Source organism: Nocardioides sp. NPDC058538 (assembly GCF_042719275.1).
Lineage (GTDB): Bacteria > Actinomycetota > Actinomycetes > Propionibacteriales > Nocardioidaceae > Nocardioides.
In genome coordinates this window covers 16293-34413 of the sequence record NZ_JBHXNY010000047.1, presented here as the reverse complement: position 1 = coordinate 34413, position 18121 = coordinate 16293, and the positions used below count along the sequence as shown (strand labels likewise).

The window sequence follows — 18121 nt, the reverse complement described above, 5'->3', positions numbered from 1 at the left end:
TCGGCCGCGCCGACACCCCCGTCGGCCTCGGCGCCCCCCCGGTGGGCCGCGGCGTCCCGCCCGTGGGCCTACGCGTCACCGGGGTGACAACTCGGCCGACGCGGGTGACGCCTCGGCGGGAGCGGGTCAGCCGCCGATGGCGGACATGGGGCGGTCGGGCTGGAGGAAGCCGAGGTCGTCGATGCCGTGGCCGGCGCGCTTGCCGGCCATGGCGGTGACCCAGCGGGCGGCGAGGTCGGCGTCGGAGGCGCCGGCACGAAGCGGCGTACGCAGGTCCGACTCGGAGCGCGCGAACAGACAGTCGCGCACCTGCCCGTCGGCGGTGAGACGCACCCGGTCGCAGTCACCGCAGAAGGGGCGGGTGACGGAGGCGATGATGCCGACCTTGGCCGGGCCACCATCGACGTGGAAGAGCTCGGCGGGGGCGCTGCCGCGGGGTTCCTCCGCGGGCGTCAGCTCGAAGGCCGCCGACAGCGCCGCCAAGGTCTCGTCGGCGGTCACCATCTTGTCGCGCGACCACCCGTGCTGGGCGTCGAGAGGCATCTGCTCGATGAACCGCAGCTCGTAGCCACGCTCGACCGACCAGCCGAGCAGCTCGGCCGCTTGGTCGTCGTTGACTCCCCGCAGCAGGACCGCGTTGATCTTGATCGGCCCCAGGCCGGCGTCGGCCGCGGCCTCCAGCCCGGCGACCACGTCGGCCAGCCGGTCGCGACGGGTGATCTCAGCAAAGATCTCCGGCCGGATCGAGTCCAGCGACACGTTGACCCGGTCGAGCCCGGCATCGGCGAGGGACCCGGCCATCTTGGCCAGCCCCAGCGCGTTCGTGGTGATCGAGAGCTCCGCCTCGGGGGCGACCTCGCGGGTGCGCGCGACGATCGAGACCAGCCCGCGCCGCACCAGCGGCTCGCCACCGGTGAACCGCACCTCGCGTACGCCGAGCTGACCGGTGGCGACGCCGATCAGCCGCACCACCTCGTCGTCGGTGAGCACCTCGTCGCCAGGCAGCCAGTCGAGCCCCTCGGCCGGCATGCAGTAGGTGCACCGCAGGTTGCAGCGGTCGGTCAGAGAGACCCGCAGATCCGTCGCCACCCGGCCGAACCGGTCGACGAGCCTCTGCTGGGTCTGATCTGTCGGGGAGGTCGTCATCACACCAGTCTAGGCAGGCTCGACCCGGATCGTGAGTGAGGACCGCATGCCAGTTAGTCTCATACGGTGAGTTCGTTCCGTTTCCTGCTCAGCCGACGCTGGGCCGGTTTCACGGTGTTCGTGCTGGTCCTGGCCTACGGGACCTGGTGGCTGGGCCAGTGGCAGTTCGACCGTCTCGAGGACCGCAAGGCCAGCAACCAGATCGTCCGCGTCAACGAGCACGCCGAGCCCGCCCCCGTCTCCGACGTACTGGCCCCGGGCCAGAAGGTCGCCGAGGAGGACGAGTGGCGGCGGGTGACGGCGACCGGGACGTACGCGGTCAACGACACGATCATCTGGCGCTACCGCACCCCCGACGACGCGAAGGGCGTCGACATCGTCGTGCCGTTGGTGCTCGCCGACGGGAGCGCGGTGCTCGTCGACCGCGGCTGGCTGCAGACCGAGTCGCAGGACGAGTTCGAGGACCTCCCGGCGCCGCCGTCGGGTGAGGTCACGATCACCGGCTGGGTCCGCGCCGACGGCACCGGCGACTCCACCGACGTCGCCCAGGTCGACGGCTACCACGCCACCCGCGCACTCTCCTCGACCCAGGTCGCGAAGGTGGTCGACGAGCCGCTCCTGACGGGCTGGCTCCACCTCGACAGCGAGTCCCCAGAGCCCGCCACCCAGCTGCGCCAGGCCGACCTGCCCGAGCTCGACAACGGCCCCCACTTCTTCTACGGACTGCAGTGGTGGTTCTTCGGCGTCCTCGCCATCGCCGGGTTCTTCTACTTGATGTACGACGAGCGGCGCACCCAGCGCCAGGACGCCCCTGCACCAGACGATGACACCGCCGACGGCGACGAGCCGGCCGACGAGCGCACCCGCAAGAAGGCCGCGAAGCTCGCCCAGAAGCAGGCCGTGAAGGCGGCCTACCAGGCGGCGTACGAGAAGGAACGCAGCGGGAAGAGCTAGCGGCGGAACTGCGTCTCGTAGAGCTCCGCATAGAGCCCGCCCGCGGCGAGCAGCGACGCGTGGGTGCCCGACTCCACGACCCGTCCGTCCTCGATGACCAGGATGCGGTCGGCGGCGCGGATGGTCGAGAGCCGATGGGCGATGACGATGGACGTACGTCCCTCGAGGGCGGCGTCCAGAGCGGTCTGCACCGCGGCCTCGGACTCGGAGTCGAGGTGGGCGGTGGCCTCGTCGAGCACGACGATGTGGGGCGCCTTCAGCAGCAGCCGGGCGATCGCGAGCCGCTGGCGCTCGCCGCCGGAGAGTCGGTAGCCGCGATCACCGACGACGGTGTCGAGGCCGTCCGGGAGGCCCTTGATGACGTTGGCGACCTGGGCTGCCTCCAGGGCGGCCCAGATGTCGCCGTCGGGGGCGCCGGGGCGGGCGTAGAGCAGGTTGCCGCGCACCGTGTCGTGGAACATGTGGGCGTCCTGGGTCACGTAGCCGACCGCGGCCTCGAGCGACTCCAGGGTCACCTCGCGCACGTCGAGGCCGCCGACCTCGACCGCCCCGGAGCGTACGTCGTAGAGCCGCGCGATCAGGTGGGTGATCGTCGACTTCCCGGCGCCGGAGGGTCCGACCAGAGCGACCATCTGCCCCGGTTCGGCCACGAAGTCGATGTCGGTCAGCACCTCGCGCACCTCCCGGCTCTCCGGGCGCGCGATCGTCTCCAGGGAGGCCAGCGAGACCTCGTCGGCGCGCGGGTAGGTGAAGGCGACGTGGCGGAACCGCACGGACGCGGCGTCGGCCGGCACCTCGACCGCGTCCGGCTTCTCCTTGATCAGCGAGGGCAGGTCGAGGACCTCGAAGACGCGGTCGAAGCTGACCAGCGCGGTCATCACGTCGATGCGTACGTTGGAGAGCGCCTGCAGCGGCCCCAGCAGCCTCACCAGCAACAGACCGAGAGCGGTCAGGGTGCCGAGCGTGACGTCGCCCTGGATCACCATCCAGCCGCCGACGCCGTAGACCAGCGCTGTCGCCAGCGCCGGCACCACCTGCATGGTCGCTCCGAACAGGCGGGTCAGCAGCGCGATCCGGATCCCCAGGCGGCGTACGACATCGGCTCGCTCGGCGAACGCGGCGTCCTCCTCCTCGCGGCGGCCGAAGAGCTTGAGCAGCAGGGCGCCACCGACGTTGAACCGCTCGGTCATCGTCGTCGCCAGCGCCGCGTTGCCGTCCATCTGCTCGCGGGTCAGGCCGGCCAGCCGGCGGCCGACCCAGCGCGAGGTCAGGAACAGGATCGGGAACAGCGCGAGGCACATCAGCGTCACCTGCCACGACAGCACCAGCATCGCCGCGCCGACCACGACCAGCGAGATCAGGTTGGAGACGCTGTTGGACAGGGTCGAGGTGAAGGCCCGCTGCGCGCCGAGCACGTCGGTGTTCAGGCGGCTGACCAGCGCGCCGGTCTGCGCCCGGGTGAAGAACGCCAGCGACTGGCGTTGGACGTGGCCGAAGACCTGGGTGCGCAGGTCGAAGATGAGTCCCTCGCCGATGCGGGTCGAGAGCCAGCCCGAGACGATCCCGAAGCCCATGTCGACCACGGCCACCAACGCCATCGCCGCGGCGAGCCAGACCACGAGCGAGACGTTCTGCTCGAGCACACCGTCATCGATGAGACGCTGGGTCAGCAGCGGGGTCACCACCACGAGCGCGGCGTCGAAGACCGTGAACACCAGGAACGCGCTGATCAGGGCCCGGTGAGGCCCGGCGTAGGAGATGACGCGCTTCAGGGTGCCCTTCGGCAACCCACGCTGGAGAACCGTCCGGTCGGCACGCAGGTTGCGCATGATTCCGCCGCCGCCCATCGCCCCGCCGCCGGCACCGAAGCCTGGACCCATTTGTGACACCTCGTCACCTTAGTTCGCCCGGCGATGTTCGGCCGCTTCGGGATGGTTCGTCGAAATATGGTCAAATCACCTCGGGTAGGTGACCAAGCGCTCTGTTGGTGGTATGAAGTGGAACGCGTGTGTGCGCCGGTCTCCGGGGGCTGGGTCAGGATTCGTCCAGACCGCCCTGAACCCGCGGGTTCATGCCATGACTGCTCACCCCCACACCAGGTGCCCTGACATGACCCGACCACTCCCGGCCCGACTCCACCGAGCCGGTCCATGGTTCTGCAGTACCGCGATCCTCCTCTTCGTCGCGCTCTCCCCCGTCATCTTCGTCACCGCCTCCGGTGACCAGTGGTTCTGGCCGTGGATCCTCGCGGGCGTACCCGTCGTGGCCCTCACCCTGTGGCTCACCGCGATGGCCTACGACACCCCTGCCGAGGCGTCACCCCGGTCGGCCGAGGCGTCAGTCCCGTCGGTCGAAGAGTCGGACGCGCAGGCCGAAGCGTCACTCGCGTCGGCCGAGTGGGCACCGGATGACACCTCGGCCGACGCGAGTGACGTCTCGGCCGACGTACCTGACCTTTCGACCGACGCGAGTGACGTCTCGGCCGACCTACCTGACCTTTCGGCAACGCGGAATGGGGATGCCGGGATGCGGGTGGCGGTGCTGTCGCTGTCTCGCAAGGTGCAGGCGTCGGCGCACCGGATCCAGGAGGAGTCGACGCGGATGGTGGCCAAGTTCCCGGCCGAGCCGGACGTGCTCGAGGCGGGGATGCGGGTCGACCATGCGGCGGCGCAGCAGGCGCGGCTGGCGCAGAGCATCGCCACGCTGTGCGGGGAGCAGCCCGGGCAGCACTGGCGTGACCCGCTCGCGATCGCCGACATCGTACGTGGCGCAGCCGGCCGGATCACGGCCTATCTCCGGGTCCGGGTGGAGGGCGACCCGCCGGTCGCGGTCCAGGGTGCGTACGTCGAGCCGCTGATCCACCTCGTCGCCGAGCTCCTCGCCAATGCGACCCAGTCCTCGCCGCCGGCGACGGCGGTGCTGGTCACGATCCGTTCCGTACGCCGCGGCGCTGCCCTCGAGATCGACGACGCGGGCGTCGGCATGGACGAGACCAACCTGGCCTGGATGCGCGAGATCGCCTCGGGCACCCGGGAGGTTCGCCTGCACGATCTCGGCGAGATCCCGCAGACCGGCCTGGCGGTGGTCGGCACCTACGTACGCCGTCACGGGTTCCGCGTCGACCTGACCGAGTCCGTCCACGGCGGTCTGCGGGTCGCGGTGCTGGTCCCCGAGGCGATGACCGCCCCGCTGAGCCCGGCCGCGCTCGAGCCGGTCGCGCCGCGTACGCCGACCTCGACCCCCGTCCCCGCCGCGCTCCTGACGAGGGCGCCGAAGGCACCAGCCCCGACGACCACGCCGCCGACGACGCCGGCCTGGCCCGTCTACAGCAACGCGAAAGCACCCGATCCCGTACCGGACCACGAGCAGCGCGAGCCGTCGCTGTTCACCTCCGACGGCCTGCCACAGCGCCGCTCGAAGCGCGGCCAGCGCTTCGCGACCGGACAGCAGCTCGCAGCGAGCCAACCCGTCCCGGCGCGCCCCGAGCCGACAGCCGAGCAGGCCGGCGCCTGGATGAGCAGCTTCCTCAGCACCCCGGCCACGCCCCCGGCCGGCACGACCATCCCGCACCAGGCCGTCGAGCCCAAGGACGACAGCACCGCCGCGGAGACCGATTCCGCACCCGAGAACCACTGGAGGAACCATGACCGATGAGAACAGCTGGATGCTGGAGCTGGTCGCGGGAGTACGCGGCGTACGTCATGTCGTGGTCCTCTCCGCCGACGGGCTCGTCCGGGTCCGCACGAGCCACACCCCGCGTGAGGAGGCCGACAAGCTGGCCGCGGCGTGTGCCGGACTGACCTCGCTCGGTCATGGGATCAGCCGTCAGTTCGGCGCCGACGCCCACCCCCGTCAGGTGATGGTCGAGTTCAACGGCGGCTTCCTGTTCATCCGTGGCGCCGGCGACGGCTCCCGCCTCGCGGTGGTCACCGAGATGAGCATCGACCCGGCGCTGGTCGCCCAGCAGATGCAGGCGACCGTCCTGATGCTCGGGGAGCGCGCGATGAGCACCCCGAGACGTTCGATCTGAGCCGATCCGAGCCGATGCCCGACGCTTCTGACGACTACGTCGACCACCCGATCCGGTCCTACGTCCGGACGGGTGGTCGTGCCCGTCCGACCCATCGGCTGACACCGGCGACGCTCCTGATCGGCCACACCAGCCCGGCGGCCACGGACTCGTCGGTCGGCCGTCAGGAGCGCGAGGTCCTCTCCCAGTGCCTCGGCGTGATCTCCATGGCCGAGATGGCCGTTCATCTCGGCCAGCCGGTCAGCGTGCTGGCGGTGATCGCCTCGGACATGATCGACGCCGGCCTGATCGGCGTACGTCCCGACAGCGACACCGCCGCCGGCCCCTCCCGCGAAACCCTCCAGAAGGTCCTGCATGCTCTCAACCACCTCTGACGGCAACCAAGGCCGAAGCGGAGCCCGAGGCGATCAGCATTATCTGGCGCCGACGGTCGTCGAGTCGGTCAAGATCTTGGTGGTCGGCTCCTTCGGAGTCGGCAAGACCACGCTGATCGGCTCGGTCAGCGAGATCGAGCCGCTTCGCACCGAGGAGACGATCACCCAGGCCAGCGAGGGGATCGACGAGGTCGCGGCGACCCCAGAGAAGACGACGACCACGGTCGCGATGGACTTCGGCCGGATAACGCTGACCGACGAGATCGCGCTCTACCTGTTCGGCACCCCCGGGCAGCGCCGCTTCTGGGACCTGTGGTCCGGCCTCGCCGAGGGCGCCGCCGGTGCCCTGGTCCTCGTCGACACCCGGCGCCTCGAGGACTCCTTCGAGGTGCTGGACCAGCTCGAGACGCGTACGTCCCTGCCGTTCGTGGTCGCGATCAACCAGTTCCCGGGCGCGCCGAACTACGAGCCCGACCAGATCCGCACGGCGCTCGACCTCGATGACGAGACCCCGATCGTGGTGTGCAACGCCAAGAACCGCAACGCCTGCGTCCGAGCGCTCGCCGCGCTCGTGCGCCACGCTCTGAAGACGCACTGACCCCCGATCCACGACCGACAGGCACTCCTCGCGATGACTCCCACCCGCACCGTACGTCTCGCCGACCTCACCGACCTCGTCCAGGCGCCCGAGACCGTCGGGCCTCGGGCGAGAGAGGTGCACCAACGGCTCCGGGCCGAATGGGGCCCGGTCGCCCCCGGCGAGCTCTCCCCCGGCGTACGCCTCTGGTTCGCGATGGGCTACGCCGAGTTCAGCGAGGTCATCCGCAACGAGGAGGTCTTCTCCCGCAACGGCGACAACTGGAGCGCGGTGCAGGAGGGCAAGATCCTGCCGGACATGGCGATCTATCCCTTCGTGACAACTCGGCAGAACTCCTTCCACAACGACGGCGAGCTGCGCCGGCGGCTGCGCTCGCCGGTCGACCGGGCGCTCTCGCGGGTCGACGAGCACGGCTACGCCGCGAAGGTACGCAGCATCTGCAACGACCTCGTCGACGACATGCTCGAGCGCGGCGAGGCCGATCTGGTCCAGAACTACGCCGTCCTGATCCCGCTGCTGTCGGTCGCCGCGATGTTCGGCATGGGCCACGAGGTCGGCGACTCGATGCGCAAGGCCGCCCACAAGGTCCTCGGTGGCGGCCAGCTCGCCCAGGAGGGGGTCATCGAGCTGGCCGTGGAGATCGTCGACCACATCGCCAAGCGCCGCAGGGAGCCCCAGGAGGACGTCACCTCACACCTGATCGACGACCCGGGCCTGTGGGACGACAACGAGGTCATGGAGGCGATGATCGTGATGATCATCGCCGGCAACGAGCTGACCATCGCGACCATCACCCAGACGCTGCTGCTGATGCTCTCCGACGAGCGTTTCGCCGGCCGGCTGCGCGGCGGCCGCCTCGACGTCGACCAGGCGATCGAGGAGGTCATGTGGCGCGACCCACCCTGCTACAACATCACCCCGCGGTTCGCGCTGCGTGACGTCGAGCTCGGCGGTCAGCTGATCCGCAAGGGCGACGCCGTGGTGCCGTGCATCGCGGCGGCCAACGTCGACCCGCTGATGACCGGCGGCGACCCGTGGTTGGAGATCGGCAACCGCGCCCACATGTCGTGGAGCGCCGGACCCCACTCCTGCCCCGCCCAGCGGCCGGGCACGATCATCGTCCAGGCGGCCGTACGCACCGTCCTGGAGCGCCTCCCCGAGGTCTCCCTCGCGGTGCCGGCCGACCAGGTCGAGCGCAACACAGACTCGCTCTCCTACCGCTACCCGACTTCGATGCCGGTGACGTTCGTCCGCACCCTCACCTGATGCCGGATCTCGTCAGTTTGAGCCGACTCGGCCTCAGGCGAGCGAGACCAGGTCGGCGTACTCCTCGTTCCACAGGTCCTCGACACCGTCGGGGAGGATGAGCACCTTGTCGGGCTCCAGCGCGTGCACGGCGCCCTCGTCGTGGGTGACCAGCACGATCGCGCCCTCGTAGCGGCGGATCGCGTTGAGCACCTCCTCGCGAGAAGCCGGGTCGAGGTTGTTCGTGGGCTCGTCGAGCAGGAGGACGTTGGCCGCGGAGACGACCAGCGAGGCCAGGGCCAACCGGGTCTTCTCACCGCCGGAGAGCACCCCGGCCGGCTTGTGCACGTCGTCGCCGCTGAAGAGGAAGGCGCCCAGCACGGTGCGCGCCTCGGTATCGGTGAGCTGCGGTGCCGATGACTGCATGTTCTGCAGCACCGACCGCTTGGTGTCGAGGGTCTCGTGCTCCTGGGCGTAGTAGCCGACCTTGAGCCCGTGACCCGGCACGACCTGGCCGGTGTCGGGCTGGTCGACGCCGGCCAGGATGCGCAGCATCGTCGTCTTGCCGGCGCCGTTGAGCCCGAGGATGACCACGCGGGTGCCGCGGTCGATGGCCAGGTCGACGGCGGTGAAGACCTCGAGCGCGCCGTAGGACTTCGAGAGGTCGTTGGCGGTGAGCGGGGTCTTGCCGGACGGCGCGGGTGAGGGGAACTTGATCGAGGCGACCTTCTCCTGCTGCCGCTCCCCCTCGACGCCCGCCATGATCTTCTCGGCGCGCTTGAGCATGCTCTGCGCGGCGGTCGCCTTGGTGGCCTTGGCGCGCATCTTGTTGGCCTGGTCGGTGAGCGTCTTGGCCTTGTTCTGCGCGTTCATCAGCTCGCGCTTGCGCCGGGCCTCGTCGGTCTCACGCTGGGTCAGATACTGCTTCCACGGCATGTTGTAGATGTCGATCACCTCGCGGTTGCCGTCGAGGTGGAAGACCTTGTTGACCGTCTGGGCGAGCAGGTCGTTGTCGTGGGAGATCACGATGAAGCCGCCCTTGTAGGACTTCATCCAGTCGCGCAGCCAGATGATCGAGTCGGCGTCGAGGTGGTTGGTCGGCTCGTCGAGGATCAGCACCTCGGCCGAGGAGAAGAGGATGCGCGCCAGCTCGACCCGGCGTCGTTGACCACCGGAGAGCGTCTTCAGCGGCTGGGTCATGATCCGGTCGGGGATGCCGAGCGACTGGGCGATCTGCAGGGCCTCGGTCTCGGCCGCGTAGCCACCGCCCGCGTCGAGCTCGTCATGGGCGCGCTGGTAGCGCTTCATCGCCTTCTCGCGGACGTTGGGATCCTCGGATCCCATCTCCTCCTCGGCGATCCGCATGCGGCGTACGGCATCGTCGAGACCTCTTGCGGAGAGGATGCGGTCCTTGGCGATCACCTCGGGATCACCGACCCGCGGGTCTTGGGGCAGATAGCCGATCTCACCGGTGTTGGACACCGTTCCGGAGGCAGGCAGGTGGTCGCCGGCTAGCACCTTCGTCAGGGTCGTCTTTCCAGCGCCGTTGCGGCCTACGAGCCCGACCTTGTCGCCGGGTCCGACTCGGAATGTGACGTTCTCCATCAAAAGTCTGGCGCCGACGCGGACTTCTAGGTCATGGGCAGTGATCATCTCCGTCACTAGTGTATGGGCGGGGCACTCGGTCCCACACATCACCACCTCCAGGGGGACAAGATGCGGTTCAACCCGAAGGCCAGACTCGACACCAGCCGGACCTCCGGCGGCGGTGGCGGTGGCGGGTTCGGTGGTGGTGGCGGCCGGATCCCGATCCCCGGCGGCAAGGCGAGCGGTGGCATCGGCACCGTCATCGTGCTGCTGATCTTCTTCCTCATCACCCAGTGCACCGGCGTCGGCCCGCAGGTCCTCGGCGACAGCGGAGGCTCCACATCCGTCGGCACCGGCACCTTCGGCGGCACACAGGCAGCCGACGGCGGCGAGACCGGCGACTTCGGGTCGTGCCAGACCGGCGAGGACGCCAACAACGACGAGAACTGCGCCTTCGTCGCCCTCGAGAACTCGATGACCGGCTACTGGGACTCCCAGCGCGACCTCTCCGGCCGTTTCCAGCCCGAGCAGGCCGTCGTGATCTTCTCCGACCAGGTCCAGACCGGCGGCTGCGGCTCCGCGTCGAGCTCCGTCGGCCCGTTCTACTGCCCGGCCGACCAGACGATCTACCTCGACCCGACCTTCTTCGACTCGATCTTCGAGCAGCTCGGCGGCCAGGACACCACCTTCGTACGCGCCTACGTGCTCGCCCACGAGTACGGCCACCACATCCAGAACCTGCTCGGCACCATGGGTCAGGTGCGCACGCAGCAGGGCCCCGAGTCCGACGCCGTACGCCTGGAGCTGCAGGCCGACTGCTACGCCGGCATGTGGACCGCCGCCGCCGAGGGCGACGGCTTCGTCCAGGACATCACCGACCAGGACATCACCGAGGGCATCACCGCCGCCAAGACCGTCGGCGACGACCACATCCAGTCCCGGACCACCGGCCGCGTCGACACCTCGTCGTTCACCCACGGCTCCTCCGAGCAGCGGATCGCCTGGTTCAGGAAGGGCCTGACCACCCCCGACTCGATCGCCGGCTGTGACACGTTCAGGGCGCGGGATCTGGACAATCCGTAGGCCCGGGCATTGCCTGAGTGGTGTTGCGGATGCGACGCATGTGACCCGCGCAGCTCACATCTCGAGCAGCGCCTCCACCAGCGGCGCCTGTTTCTGCAGCGTCCGCAGATGAGGCGCGACGGCGGGATGGCGGAACTTCGCGAGCAGCGGCCCCTCCCCCGGCTTGATCCGGCTCAGCGCCCACTCGGCGCGGCTCAGCGCGGTGTAGACGGCGCTGATCTGCGCGCCGAGCGTCACCTCCTCACGGGTCGCGACGCCGGAGGGCAGCCCCAGGACGTACGCCTCCAGCAGCGGCTCGAACGACTCCCGGGCGTGCAGCAGATAGAGCCCGAGGTCACCACCGACGGGGCCGTGGCCCAGGCTCGACCAGTCGATCGCGATCAGCCGCTCGCCGTCGTCGGTGCGGCCGAGGAGGTTCTGCGGCGCGGGGTCACCATGCTGGGCGACCTGGGGCAGGTCGTCGAGGAGGTTGGTGAAGCGCCCGCGTCGTTCCCAGAGCGTGTGTGCGATGTCCGCGGCGGTCGTACGCATCATCGTCGGCCAGCCGCCGTTGTACTCCACCCGCGCGATCCGGTCGCGGAACTGGTCGCGCGCCAGCCAGCGCGCCTCGCCCAGATCCGCGCCGGCGAAGCGGCCCATCGAGAGCGCGGCGAAGAGTCCGGAGTTGGCGGCGTCCTCGACCCAGTCGGTGGTCAGGGTGATGCCCTCGTCGTCCTCGGCGACGCTCGTACGCGCGCCGATCATGCCGGGCGTGTCGTCGACGAGCCCCGCGGTGGCGACGTCCGCCGCCCGCCGCCAGTAGGCGAAGTGTCGCCGGCGGCTCAGGTCGGCCGGATCGTACGCCCCCGGCTGCCCGAGCCGCTTGACCACGACCGGCTCCTGCTCCTCGCCCACAGCGGTGCGCCAGACCCCCAGCGTGGAGGGTCCGGTGCCGCCGGGAAGGACGAGCCACCCTGGGTCGGGCTGCCACATGCTTGCCAAAGTAGCGCATCCTCGCAGGTCGCAGCGGCACTCACCGCCGGGAGGCGCCGACGGGATGCTGAGTTTGATCCCGAGGCCGATATGGTTGAGCCGATGTCCGAGACTGACTACTGCGAGCTGTGTGACCTGCCGAAGTCACAGTGCATCCATGGGCGGCCCCCGGCCCCGCCCGCTCCGGCTCCAGTCAAGAAGCCGACAACCCGGGTGCGCAAGACCACGACGAGCTCGACGGCCGCCGCGCCGAAGGTCGTCACCAAGTCCGCTCCCCGCAAGTGGACCCCGCCGGCCGCCTTCGCGCCGCTCATCCTCGAGATCCTCGAGAACGCGGGCGGCCCGATGTCCGCCGACGCCGTCCTCGACGAGCTCGAGAGCCAGCTGGGCGACAGCCTCCTCCCGGGCGACTTCGAGACCACCCCTGAAGGCGAGCTCCGCTGGCGTTACGCGGCGCGACGCGCCCGTCAGACGCTGCTGACCGACGGCCTGATGGTCAAGGGTTCGCCCGGAGTCTGGCAGCTCCCCTGACGCGTCAGCTGTCGGCGTTGAGGACCTCGATCCGCACCTTCTGGGCCTCCTCGATGGCCTGATCCAGCACCGCCCGGTTGGGGTCCTGCACGGCCAGCCACGGTCCGGTCACCTCGAGCGACGCCAGTCGCCGGTCCTCGAGCACGTCGTCGACGCCGCCGTGGTCGCCGCCGGTGACCAGCGGGCCCCGGAGCCCGTTCAGGATCCGGGCCGCGTGCTCGGCCGCCGCCTCGTACGCAGCGCTGGCCTGGTTGGCCCGGCGCCGGGCGAAGCGCTGCTGGCTCCAGCCGCCCGCCTTGGTCTTCCCCTGGACGTGCCGCCGCCCGATCTTGTGGTCAGCGATCTCGCCGCCGCTCATCCGGGCGATCGCGAAGCCGCCCTTGCGCACCAGCAGCAGGCCCCAGTCCTGCGGGGCCGCCGAGGCGGCGATGAACGCCTCGACCTCGGCCGGCCCGGCGTACGTCTTCTCGAACGGCAGTGCCGCGATGAACGAGGACCCGTCGGCCGCGGCACCGGTCAGCGCACCGGAGTCGACCGCGAGCCGGGTGTCGCCGTGGCGCCCTGCGAAGTTGTCGAGCCAGCGCTGGATCCGAGCGACCGGGACGGCGACGTTGGGCATGTCCGTACGCTACCGGTCCAGGCCACGCAGCAGTCGAGGCGGCGCGATGTGGCGATAGGCGTCCTCGCAGATCTCGGCGACCTCGTCCCAGTCGACGTCGCCGTCGAGCCGCAGGCCGAGCCAACCGCGGCCACCGACGTAGGGAGGTACGAAGAACCGCTCGGGATCGTCACCGACGACCTCGGCCTGCACCCCCGCCGCAGCGGCCGCCCACAGATGCGGCTCGTCGCGCCCGTGATGTCCCTGCGGCCACAGCATCACGAACTGCTTCTTCACGAAGAACCCGGGCGCGCCATGGCTGACGCGCTCGGTGCTCTCCGGGAACCCGAGGCAGATCCCCCGGACCCGCTCGGTCAGCTCGGCCGGTGTCATGCACCCATCATCCGACTTCTCGGATGACTTCGCTCGATCACTCGGGCTTCGGCCAGACGAGCTCGAACTGCTCCATCACGACCGGCATGTCCTCGCTGAACTCGTGGTCGGGACCGGCGAACTCGGTGAAGAAACGCTCGTGAACCTCGCGCCAGTACTCGAGCGACAGGTCGCCCTCGCCCTCCAACCGCGCGAACTCCTCCGGGACCTCACGAAACGGGGCGACATCGACCTGGGTGGTGGCGATCAGGGCCCGCGGGTGACCGGACCCGTCGAGGATGATGCTCATGCCACCCACGGTCGGGAACGGCTCGTCTCCGCTCTCGAAGTCCCACTGAGCAGTGGCAGTCGCCGTCTTCACCCCTTCGAGAACGAGCTCGAGCAGCCCGTCCGCCTCCTCCGGCGTGCCGCCGAAGGCCCAGGCCGGTGGCTGCAACGCTTCCAGCGGAGACGCACCGAAGTAGCCCGGCGCGGCGCTGAGGTGGGCGTGATGCTTCACGTCCTCCCAGAATGCAGCAACCTCTGCCTCTTGCTCAGGGTTGTCGGGGGCCATGACGGCGTCGTCGCTCATAGGCGACACTCAACCACAGTTGGCGCTAGCCGTGCCGGGACTCGACGGAGGTACGCGGCGTGGCTGATCGCGCGGTCACCAGGCGTGCCTCGGCGCGCCAGCCGAGGCCGGCGTAGAGGGGCTCGCCCATCTCGCTGGCGACCAGAAGGCCATGGACCGCACCGGCCTCCCGGGCGGCCGAGACGAGCAGGCTCATCACCGCGCCGCCGAGACCGCGGCGCCGGTGGTCGGGCTCGGTCTGGATCCGGTCGGCGACGGCGTCGGCGCCGATGACGGCGATACTCCCGCCCGCCGCGACAGCCTCGCCCGCGCTGATTGTCACGGTGAAGACGCCGCCGTCACGCTCCACCTCGGCGCGGTAGCCCTGCGGGACAGCCCGGGACGCGTGGTCGGCGAGGTCGATCGACATCAGCGCCTCCTCGCCAGCGTTGGCCACCAGCCCGGCCTCCACGAACCAGGGACGTACGCCCGCCGGTGACTCGGTCACCACCGACAACCACGCCTCCGGCGTGGCCCGGGCAGTGTCGACGAGCCCGGCGAGCGTGTCCGCCTCGTCGGTCGCCACCCACTCGACCCGGCGCCCAGGCTGCCCCACCTCCACGCGTACGCCTCCTGGCATCGCCGTGGGACGTGGGAAGCCCCGCGCGTACGCCCAGCCGCGGGCCCACCGGGAGACCAGGTCCGCAAGGTCGACGGCGCCGAGGGCAGCCGCGAAGGCCGCCTGGCGACCGCGGTACCACTCCCCCAGCACCGTCGCGACCAGCACGGCGACGGCCAGTCCGAACGCCAGCGGATCCAGGGTGAACAGCCCGATCACCGCGATGCCCACCGCGGCGATGTACCCGAACCAGATCCGACCGGGAGCCTCCACGTCAGCGGAGCCTACCCGGCTGGGTCTACCGGACTGGGTCTACCGGGCTGGGCCGATCCGCTCCCCCAACGTCGCCACCCCTGGTCCGTCGAGATCCGCCAATGCGACCGCCCGGCCGGAGAGCGCCATCGCCAGGGCCTCGCTGGGGCCGGCGACCTCCTCGCTCGAACCGTCGGCCGCGGCCCAGGACCAGTCCTGGTCGGTCGCGCGCAGCGCGAGCCCGTCGAGCCGTCCGGCCGGGACCACCCCGAGCGAGGCCTGCTTGGTCGGCAGCCAGTCGAGCACCGCGCGCCAGTCCTCGAGCGGGACGTCGGTGTCGAGACCGAGCGGCCGGGCGCAGTCCCGCAGATGGACGCAGTGGTCGGTGAACTGCCCCATCGGACCGACGCCCGGTGCCGGCACCCGCTTGGTGGCGTACGTCCTCAGCAACCCGGTCAGCTCGGCGACCGGCCGTCGCGCCTGTTCCTCGGCGATCGCGGCCGAGGCCCGGTCGATGGAGCCTCTGGCCAGCAACGTACGCCACAGCAGCCGCCCGATCCCGACCGAGAACGGCATCGCGCTGTGCCCCAGCACCTCCCTCACAGTCCAGGCCGAGCAGAGGCTCTGCGTCTCCAGCTGGGACTCGTCGAGACCGTCGAAGAAGTCGGCGAGCAGGCGGCGGTTGGCTGCGGTGCGGGCGGCTACGTCCATGCCTCCATCGTGTCAGCCCATCGTGTCAGGCCGCAGCCTCCGCGACAGGCTCCACCACCGGCTTCGTCCCGGCGTACACGTCCCGGTCGATCTCATCCGCGCCGTGCGCGACCAGCAGGGCGACCATGGTGTCTCCGTTCACGTTGAGGAACGTACGCAGGATCCCGGTGAACCAGTCCACCGCGATGAGCAGGCCGGCAGCCTCGATGGGCAGGTCCAGGGACGTGGCCAGGAAGATCGCGACGACCGGGAACCCGCCGGGCACCGTGATCGTGCCGATGTTGAGCAGTACCGCGAGCGCCATCCCGAGCGCGATGTCGCCCGGGGAGAGCGAGACGCCGGAGGCCTGGGCGAGGAAGAGCACCACGATCGTGTAGTTGAGCACCGCGCCGCACGAGCCCATCGTCATCCCCAGGCAGAGCGTGAAGTCCGCGACCCGCTTCGAGATCCCGAACTTCTCGACGGCGTTCTTCAGTACCGTCGGGAAGGTGACCGCCGACGATGTCGTGGTGACGGCCACGACGGTCTGCTCGGCGAGCTTCGCGGGCAGGCGCAACGGGTTGAGCCGGGTGACGGCGACGACCACGACGACGTAGAGGGCGGAGATGATCACCACGCCGGCCAGGGTCGTGCCCAGGTAGGCGAGCGCGGTGGTGACCACCCCGAAGCCGACGCGGCCGGCGAGATCGGCGAGGAGGCAGAAGACGCCGATGGGCGCCAGGAACATGACGTACCTGATCATCAGCAGGACGATCGCCTGGATCTGCTCGAAGAAGGTGAGCACGACGGTGGGGCCGTTCATCGCGGTGTAGCGGTTGAGCGCGAGCCCGAAGATCAGGGCGAAGACGATGATCGGCACCATCGCGCCGGTGGCCATCGCCTCGACCACGTTGGTGGAGACGAAGCCGGTCACGGTCTGCTGCCAGCCGACCGCGGTCGCCGCGGCCGAGTCGGTCAGAGTCGCGTCCAGCTCGCCGTCGTAGCGCATCCCCGAACCCGGCTGGAACAGCTCGGCGAGCCCCCAGCCGACGAAGGCTGCGACCACCGCGAACCCCAGCATCCAGCCGAAGGTCGCCCCGGCCAGCCTGCCGGCGCCCGCCCCGGTCATCGTGCCCGTCGCGACGATCACCGACGAGGCGACCAGCGGGACGATCGACATCTGGATCAGCCGGATGAAGATGTCACCGACGAACTTGAGGTTCGCCGCCCACTCCCCCACCACCAGGCCGAAGACGATGCCGGCGACCGCGCCGACCAGGATCAGGACGGCTGGGGACTTCAAGACCTTCATCGGGTCTCCTAAGCGTCAGGGGGCGTTGGCTCCCGGACGCTAACGAGGCCGCGTACGCCGCCGGTTAAGTCGTCGTCACCGGCACGTTTCCCGCGACAAACCAGTGGTCCCGGCTGGGGCGGGGTGAATACCATTGATGTCATGCGCGAGACGACGATCTGCAAGCACCTGGGCCGACCGGTCCAGGACGTGGAGTTTGCGCGCTCGGAGCCGCAACGAACGTAGGTGCTCACCGCATCCACCAGGGCCGCTCCGATCGAATCGGAAGCGGCCCTTTCTCATGTCCAGCAGCATCACCAGGAGGTGAACGAGATGGAGATCATCACACTCTTCGGAGAGGGCAACAGCTCGAAGACCTATGAGCTGACGCTCAAGAATCCGACTCCCCGGACCAACGAGTGGGCCTGCGTGGGCGAGGACCCGGAGCTCTTCCATCCCGAGGACCTCACCCAGCTCGCCGAGGCGCAGGAGGTCTGCGCCACCTGCCCGATGCGGAAGATCTGCCTCGAGCTCGGGACCGCCCGGCGGGAGTGGGGAGTCTGGGGCGGTGTGCTCCTGGAGAGCGGCAAGCCGCGGGACACCCCCAGAACTCCGGGGCGGAAGCCCTACAAGCGCAGCCAGGAAGCGATCGCGCGCGCCCGCCGCGTCGCGTGAAATGACGTGGGAGTCCTGAGGTCAACCAGTGACCCTTCGACAGGCTCAGGACACCGCCTCAGGACTCCCATGTCGAGCGAACCCTCAGACGTTGAACCCGAGAGCGCGCAGCATCTCGCGGCCGTCGGGGGTGATCTTGTCCGGGCCCCACGGCGGCATCCAGACCCAGTTGATGTGCACGTCGTTGACCATGCCCTCCAATGCCTGCGAGGTCTGATCCTGGATGACGTCGGTCAGCGGGCAGGCCGCCGAGGTCAGCGTCATGTCGATGACCACGTTGGAGTGGTCCTCGATGTGCAGACCGTAGATCAGGCCCAGGTCGACGACGTTGATGCCGAGCTCGGGGTCGACGACGTCCTTCATCGCCTCCTCGACGTCCTCGATCTTCAGGCTCGCGCCCTCGACCGTGGACGTACGCATCCCCTGCCACTCAGGCGCCTCGTGACCGTGGCCATGGCCATGGCCCGAGTGGTCATGACCGGAGTGGTCGTGATCCGCGTGGTCGTGATCCGCGTGGTCGTGATCCGCGTGGT

The 18121-nt window shown here is 69.9% G+C and carries 20 protein-coding genes; 9 read left to right on the top strand and 11 right to left on the bottom strand.

The features are described 5' to 3' along the window. Nucleotides 1-126 precede the first annotated feature (126 nt). Entirely contained in the window at nucleotides 127-1146 is a 1020-nt protein-coding gene (gene moaA / locus ACFWQC_RS26035) for a GTP 3',8-cyclase MoaA (protein WP_378684979.1), read from the bottom strand. 66 nt (nucleotides 1147-1212) lie between these two features. On the opposite strand from moaA, the gene ACFWQC_RS26030 reads away from it, so the two are divergent. After that, complete coding sequence (locus ACFWQC_RS26030; protein WP_378684976.1) at nucleotides 1213-2100, top strand: SURF1 family protein; 888 nt, start codon at nucleotides 1213-1215, stop codon at nucleotides 2098-2100. On the opposite strand, the gene ACFWQC_RS26025 is transcribed toward ACFWQC_RS26030, so the two are convergent. Beyond that, a complete protein-coding gene (locus ACFWQC_RS26025) occupies nucleotides 2097-3980 on the bottom strand; it encodes an ABC transporter ATP-binding protein (RefSeq protein WP_378684973.1) in 1884 nt (627 codons plus the stop codon). The genes ACFWQC_RS26030 and ACFWQC_RS26025 overlap by 4 nt on opposite strands. 229 nt (nucleotides 3981-4209) lie before the next feature. Between ACFWQC_RS26025 and ACFWQC_RS26020 the strand changes: the two genes are divergently transcribed. The 5 genes from ACFWQC_RS26020 (at nucleotide 4210) to ACFWQC_RS26000 (ending at nucleotide 8368) form a co-directional block, all read left to right on the top strand. Then, the gene (locus ACFWQC_RS26020; protein WP_378684971.1) at nucleotides 4210-5754 is read left to right on the top strand and encodes an ATP-binding protein; all 1545 of its coding nucleotides are present in this window, start codon (nucleotides 4210-4212) and stop codon (nucleotides 5752-5754) included. After that, nucleotides 5744-6130 carry a roadblock/LC7 domain-containing protein gene (locus ACFWQC_RS26015; RefSeq protein ID WP_160022665.1) on the top strand — a complete coding sequence of 129 codons (387 nt, stop codon included), beginning with the start codon at nucleotides 5744-5746 and terminating at the stop codon, nucleotides 6128-6130. The genes ACFWQC_RS26020 and ACFWQC_RS26015 overlap by 11 nt, the downstream gene beginning before the upstream one ends. Nucleotides 6131-6144: 14 nt before the next feature. After that, nucleotides 6145-6504, top strand: a complete 360-nt coding sequence (locus ACFWQC_RS26010; RefSeq protein ID WP_350658958.1) for a DUF742 domain-containing protein — start codon at nucleotides 6145-6147, stop codon at nucleotides 6502-6504. 76 nt (nucleotides 6505-6580) lie between these two features. After that, nucleotides 6581-7102 (top strand): ATP/GTP-binding protein, encoded by a 522-nt coding sequence (locus ACFWQC_RS26005; RefSeq protein ID WP_378684983.1) that lies wholly within the window; start codon nucleotides 6581-6583, stop codon nucleotides 7100-7102. A 33-nt stretch (nucleotides 7103-7135) separates the two neighbouring features. Beyond that, entirely contained in the window at nucleotides 7136-8368 is a 1233-nt protein-coding gene (locus ACFWQC_RS26000) for a hypothetical protein (RefSeq protein ID WP_378684967.1), read from the top strand. Between the two features lie 33 nt (nucleotides 8369-8401). Here ACFWQC_RS26000 and ACFWQC_RS25995 read toward each other — a convergent pair whose 3' ends face one another. Beyond that, nucleotides 8402-10000: an ABC-F family ATP-binding cassette domain-containing protein gene (locus ACFWQC_RS25995; RefSeq protein WP_355021346.1), complete on the bottom strand. Its 1599-nt coding sequence runs from the start codon at nucleotides 9998-10000 to the stop codon at nucleotides 8402-8404. 63 nt (nucleotides 10001-10063) lie between these two features. Here ACFWQC_RS25995 and ACFWQC_RS25990 point away from each other — a divergent pair, with 63 nt between their 5' ends. Further along, the gene (locus tag ACFWQC_RS25990) at nucleotides 10064-11017 is read left to right on the top strand and encodes a neutral zinc metallopeptidase (protein ID WP_378684964.1); all 954 of its coding nucleotides are present in this window, start codon (nucleotides 10064-10066) and stop codon (nucleotides 11015-11017) included. 54 nt (nucleotides 11018-11071) lie between these two features. Here ACFWQC_RS25990 and ACFWQC_RS25985 read toward each other — a convergent pair whose 3' ends face one another. After that, nucleotides 11072-11989, bottom strand: coding sequence for a phosphotransferase (locus ACFWQC_RS25985; protein WP_378684962.1), 918 nt, complete (start codon nucleotides 11987-11989; stop codon nucleotides 11072-11074). Nucleotides 11990-12091: 102 nt separating this feature from the next. Here ACFWQC_RS25985 and ACFWQC_RS25980 point away from each other — a divergent pair, with 102 nt between their 5' ends. Continuing rightward, nucleotides 12092-12520: a hypothetical protein gene (locus tag ACFWQC_RS25980; protein ID WP_378684960.1), complete on the top strand. Its 429-nt coding sequence runs from the start codon at nucleotides 12092-12094 to the stop codon at nucleotides 12518-12520. A 4-nt stretch (nucleotides 12521-12524) separates the two neighbouring features. On the opposite strand, the gene ACFWQC_RS25975 is transcribed toward ACFWQC_RS25980, so the two are convergent. Genes ACFWQC_RS25975 through ACFWQC_RS25950 form a run of 6 tightly spaced genes read right to left on the bottom strand, consistent with a single transcriptional unit; the run spans nucleotide 12525 to nucleotide 16934 of the window. Further along, on the bottom strand, nucleotides 12525-13139 hold the full coding sequence (locus ACFWQC_RS25975) for an acVLRF1 family peptidyl-tRNA hydrolase (protein ID WP_378684957.1): 615 nt from the start codon (nucleotides 13137-13139) through the stop codon (nucleotides 12525-12527). A gap of 9 nt (nucleotides 13140-13148) precedes the next feature. Then, a complete protein-coding gene (locus ACFWQC_RS25970; protein ID WP_378684954.1) occupies nucleotides 13149-13511 on the bottom strand; it encodes an MmcQ/YjbR family DNA-binding protein in 363 nt (120 codons plus the stop codon). Nucleotides 13512-13548: 37 nt separating this feature from the next. Further along, nucleotides 13549-14082, bottom strand: a complete 534-nt coding sequence (locus ACFWQC_RS25965) for an ASCH domain-containing protein (protein WP_378684951.1) — start codon at nucleotides 14080-14082, stop codon at nucleotides 13549-13551. Between the two features lie 25 nt (nucleotides 14083-14107). After that, nucleotides 14108-14953: a GNAT family N-acetyltransferase gene (locus ACFWQC_RS25960; protein WP_378684948.1), complete on the bottom strand. Its 846-nt coding sequence runs from the start codon at nucleotides 14951-14953 to the stop codon at nucleotides 14108-14110. Nucleotides 14954-14992: 39 nt separating this feature from the next. Beyond that, a complete protein-coding gene (locus ACFWQC_RS25955; protein WP_378684945.1) occupies nucleotides 14993-15643 on the bottom strand; it encodes a maleylpyruvate isomerase family mycothiol-dependent enzyme in 651 nt (216 codons plus the stop codon). 25 nt (nucleotides 15644-15668) lie between these two features. Further along, on the bottom strand, nucleotides 15669-16934 hold the full coding sequence (locus tag ACFWQC_RS25950; RefSeq protein ID WP_378684942.1) for a dicarboxylate/amino acid:cation symporter: 1266 nt from the start codon (nucleotides 16932-16934) through the stop codon (nucleotides 15669-15671). 312 nt (nucleotides 16935-17246) lie between these two features. On the opposite strand from ACFWQC_RS25950, the gene ACFWQC_RS25945 reads away from it, so the two are divergent. Beyond that, entirely contained in the window at nucleotides 17247-17588 is a 342-nt protein-coding gene (locus ACFWQC_RS25945; protein ID WP_378684939.1) for a WhiB family transcriptional regulator, read from the top strand. 84 nt (nucleotides 17589-17672) lie between these two features. On the opposite strand, the gene ACFWQC_RS25940 is transcribed toward ACFWQC_RS25945, so the two are convergent. Then, nucleotides 17673-18008, bottom strand: coding sequence for a metal-sulfur cluster assembly factor (locus ACFWQC_RS25940; RefSeq protein ID WP_160028798.1), 336 nt, complete (start codon nucleotides 18006-18008; stop codon nucleotides 17673-17675). Nucleotides 18009-18121 lie beyond the last annotated feature (113 nt).